Here is a 1098-nt window from a genome sequence, read left to right as displayed (position 1 = left end):
GTCCGCATCCTCGGGTACGTCGGCGTCTGCGCGGGGCTCGCGATGATCCTCGGCGGCAGCCTGGTCGACGTCCTCGTCGCGTCCGTGCTCGGTGCCGCGATCGCCGGCCTGCAGGTCGCGACGGTGCGCCTCCCGGCCGCGTACCAGGCGCTCGTCGTGCTCAGCTGTGCGTTCGTCGTCGCCGCCGCGGTGTTCCTGCTGTCCCGGACGGGGATCGACGTCGGCATGCTCGCACCGCTGGTGGCACCCCTGGTCACGTTCCTGCCCGGGGCCCTGCTCACCACCGCGGCGATCGACCTGGCCACCCGGCAGATGATCGCGGGCTCCGCGCGCCTCGCCGCCGGGACCATGCAGCTCGTCCTCCTGGCACTGGGCATCACGGGGGCGGCCGCGCTGGTCGGCGTCCCCGCGTCCGCGTTCGGCTCCGCCGCGTCCCAGCCGCTCGGGTGGGCCGGACCGTGGCTCGGGGTGCTCGTCTTCGGCACGGGCGTGGTGTTCCACCACTGCGCCCGCCGCCGCGCGCTCCCGTGGATCCTGCTCGTGCTCCTCGTCGCCTACGCCGGTCAGGTGGTGGGCGGGCTGTTCTTCGGCGGCGTGTTCTCCGCGTTCATCGGGGCGGCGCTGATGACACCGGTCGCGATGTTCGCGGCGACCCGGCCGACCGGACCGCCCGCGCTGGTCGGGTTCCTGCCCGGCTTCTGGCTGCTGGTGCCCGGCGCGCTCGGGCTCGTCGGGGTGACCTCGATCCTCGGGGAGGACGCCCAGGCGCTGAACACCGTGGTCACGGCGGCGACGACGATGGTCGCGATCTCGCTGGGGGTGCTCGCGGGGATCGCGCTCGGGTCTGCTGTCGGGCGGCGCGTCGGGCTGGCGGTGACGCGGTTCTGACGACGTCGGTCACCCAAGGAACGCGACGGCCGAGCATCCGCTAGGCATGCACGACGGATCCCTCGGCGGTGACCTCGTCGGCGTCGGCGTCGTCGAACCAGCGACCCTGCTCGCCGAGATAGCGGAACCTGATGGTCGAGCCCACCGGAACGGTGACGGACGTGCTCATCGTCCCGTTCGAACGTCGACGCAGCGGGTGCAGCCCGGGCG

General features: G+C 73.5%; 1 protein-coding gene. It reads left to right on the top strand.

From position 1 onward, the window contains the following. A partial coding sequence (locus AC1DUQ_RS21910; protein WP_477074660.1) for a threonine/serine exporter family protein occupies positions 1–888 on the top strand: 888 nt, incomplete at its 5' end. Between the last annotated feature and the right edge of the window lie 210 nt (positions 889–1098).

This window comes from Cellulomonas sp. P4_B5_2 (assembly GCF_056402235.1).
This window is presented reverse-complemented; position numbering and strand designations above follow the sequence as displayed.